Consider the following 3,587-nt stretch of genomic DNA (forward strand, 5'->3'; position numbering starts at 1 on the left):
GACTTGATCGAGCCGAGCCACAACGGCCGGCCCTCCTCGCGCCCTTGTCCGTACGTGGCCAGCAGCGCCCGGGCCTCGATCGGGTCCCCCAACCGGGTACCCGTACCATGCGCCTCCACCGCGTCCACGCCGGACGTGGTGAGCTGAGCCGCGGTGAGCGCCCGCTGGATGACGCGCTGCTGCGCGGGGCCGCTGGGTGCGCTCAAGCCGTTCGACGCGCCGTCCTGGTTGATCGCGGAGCCGCGCATCACCGCGAGGATCGGGTGCCCGTTGCGCTGCGCGTCCGACAGCCGCTCCAGCAGCAACAGGCCCACACCCTCGCCCCATCCGGTGCCGTCGGCCGCGCCGCCGAAGGACTTGCAGCGGCCGTCCGGGGCCAGGCCCTGCTGGCGGCTGAACTCGACGAAGAGCTCGGGGCTGGCCATCACGGTGACGCCGCCGGCCAGGGCCAGGTCGATCTCACCGGAGCGCAGAGCCTGCGCTGCGAGGTGCAGGGCGACCAGGGACGAGGAGCAGGCCGTGTCCACGGTGACGGCTGGGCCCTGGAACCCGTAGGTGTAGGACACCCGGCCGGAGGCGATGGCACCGGTGCCGCTGTTGGCGGCGTAGTCGTGGGACATCACGCCGGCGTAGACGCCTGTCGCGCTGCCCTTGAGCAGCGCTGGGTCGATGCCCGCGTGCTCGAAGACCTCCCACGAGACCTCCAGCAGCAGACGCTGCTGCGGGTCGATGAACGGGGCCTCGCGGGGGCTGATGCCGAAGAAGCCGGTGTCGAAGTTCCCTGCGTCATGGAGGAATCCGCCCTGCCGCACGTAACTGGTGTGCGGGCGCAGACCGTCCTCGTCGTACCAGCCGTGGCCCCAGCCGCGATCGCCGGGCGCCTCGCCGACGACGTCGGCGCCGTCGGCGACCAGCCGCCACAGGTCCTCCGGGGAACGCACCCCGCCGGGGTAGCGGCACCCCATGGCCACGATGGCTATCGAGTCGTCGGTGCCGCGGGCCGGGGTGACGGCCCGGGCTCCCTCGGCGGTCCGGTCGCCGCAGACCTCGGCGACCAGGTGCCGGGCCAGGGCGAGCGGGCTGGGGTGGTCGAAGACCACGGTGACGGGCAGCCGTACGCCTGCGGCCTCCCCGAGGCGGTTGCGTAGTTCGACGGCGCTGAGGGAGTCGAAGCCGAGCTCGCGGAAGGCGCGTTCGGGTGCGACCTCGGCGGCCGAGGCGTAGCCGAGGACAGTCGCGACCTTGCCGGTGACGAGGCCCAGGGCGGTGTGGAGGCGTTCGCCATCGGGCAGCCGCAGCAACTGGTCGGCGAAGGACCCAGCCGTGGCGCGGGCGCTGGCGGCGCTACGGCGCGCGGCCGGGACGAGGGTGCCGAAGACGGCCTGGGGTGCGGCGTCGTCGGCCCGCATCGCCGCGAGGTCGAAGCGCGCGGGCACCAGCTGGGCGTGGCCGGCGGCGAGGGCGGCGTCGAAGAGGGCCAGACCGTCCTCGACGGTGAGGCCGAGCAGTCCGTTGCGGGACATACGTCTGCGGTCGACGTCGTCAATGTGTCCGGTCATGCCGCTGGCCTGGGTCCAGTAGCCCCAGGCCAGCGAGAGGCCGGCGAGGCCGTCCGCCCGGCGCCGGGCGGCGAGCGCGTCGAGGAAGGCGTTCGCGGCGGCGTAGTTGCTCTGCCCGGGCGCGCCGATCACTCCGGCGGCGGAGGAGAAGAGCACGAAGGCCGCCAGGTCGAGGTGGGCGGTGAGTTCGTGGAGGTTGAGCGCGGCATCGGCTTTGGCCCGCAGGACGCCGTCCAGCCGCTCCGGGGTGATCGAGGAGAGGGTGCCGTCGTCGAGCACACCGGCGGCGTGCACCACGGCGGTCAGGGGGTGGGCGGAGGGGACGGCGGCCAGGACTCCCGCGAGTGCGTCGCGGTCGGACGCATCGCAGGCCGTGACGGTGACCTCGGCACCCGCTTCGCCGAGTTCGGCCGCCAGCTCGGTCATGCCGGGTGCATCAGGGCCGCGGCGGCCGAGGATCACGAGGTGCCGTACGCCGTGCGTGGTGATGAGGTGGCGGGCGAAGAGCGTGCCCAAGAACCCGGTGCCGCCGGTGATCAGCACGGTGCCGTTGGGGTCGAGGGCGGGGGTGGCGTCTCCGGTGGCCGCGCGGACCAGGCGGGCGGCCCGTACGGTGCCGTCCCGGAACACCGTCTGCTCCTCGCCGGACGCCGCGATCTCGGGAAGCGCGTCGGCGAGTTCGATGGTGGGCGGCAGGTCGGCGAGGACGAACGCGCCAGGATGCTCCGACTGTGCGGAGCGTACGAGGCCCCACACCGCGCCGCCGGCGAGGTCGGTCACTGCTTCCCCGTCGTCGGCCGCGACGGCGCCCCGGGTCACGACGACCAGGCGGGCCGTCTCGTAGCGCTCGTCGGCGATCCACTGCTGGAGCACGCCGAGCGCTTGGTGGGCCGCGGAGTGGACGGCCGCGGCGTCGAGGCCGGGCCGGCTCTCGAAGACCACGAGGCCGGGGACGGCCGCGATGGCGTCGAGCCGGTCCCACGGGACCCAGTCGACCGGACCGGGTTCGGCGGTGGCCGGTGCGGCCTGCCAGTTCAGCCGGAACAGGGAGTCGACGCGGCGTGCCGCCCCCTCGTCCGCCACCGGGCGTAGCGCGAGGGAGTCGACGGAGAGCACGGGGGCACCGGTCGCGTCGGCCGCGAGCAGAGAGATCTCGCCGTCGTGGACGGGCGTGAGCCGTACGCGTAGCCCGCGGGCACCGGTCGCCTGGAGGTGCACTCCGGACCAGGCGAAGGGCAGGGCGGCGCGGCCGTCCACGACGTCGGTGAGGGCGACGGTGTGCAGGGCGGAGTCCAGCAGGGCGGGGTGGAGCCCGAAGCGCTCCGCGGGGGCGTCGTCGGACAGTGCGGCTTCCGCGTAGAGGTGGCCGTCGGCGCGCCAGGCGGCGGTGAGGCCGCGGAACAGGGGGCCGTAGCGCAGTCCGGTGTCCGCGAGCGCCGTGTACAGCTCGGAGATGTCGAGGGCTTCGGCGTTCCGGGGCGGCCACTCGGCCAGGTCGAAGGCGGGGGCAGGGCCGACACCGAGCGTTCCGGTGGCGTGCCGGGTCCAGGGCGCGCCGGGGTCGGCATGTTCGGGCCGGGAGTGGACGGTGACCGCGCGGCGGTCCTGGTTGTCCGGGCCGTCGACCGCGATCTGGAGCTGGACCGCCTCGCCGGGGCCGAGCACCAGGGGGGCGATGAGCGTGAGTTCGGCGAGCGTGCGGCATCCGACCTCGTCGCCGGCGCGGATGGCGAGTTCGACGAAGCCGGTTCCGGGGAACAAGACGTTCTCGCCCACGACGTGGTCGGCAAGCCACGGCTGGGTACGAGTGGACAGCCGGCCGGTGAGCACGGCTCCGCCGGACTCGGGTGCCCTCACAACGGCGCTCAGCAGCGGGTGCCGGGCGGCGGTCTGTCCGGCCGAGGCGATGTCGCCGGCTCCGCCGGGGGCCGGTTCGAGCCAGTAGCGTTGGCGTTGGAAGGCGTAGGTGGGGAGGTCTGTGTGTGTGCCGGGGCGGTTGGTGAGTAGCGGGGACCAGTCGACGGGTGC

General features: G+C 74.1%; 1 protein-coding gene. It reads right to left on the reverse strand.

All coding sequences use genetic code 11. From position 1 onward, the window contains the following. Positions 1–3,587 (reverse strand): type I polyketide synthase (locus ACWGI6_RS38090; RefSeq protein ID WP_453271760.1); only part of this gene is annotated, 3,587 nt, incomplete at both ends.

This window comes from Streptomyces sp. NPDC054786 (assembly GCF_053611685.1).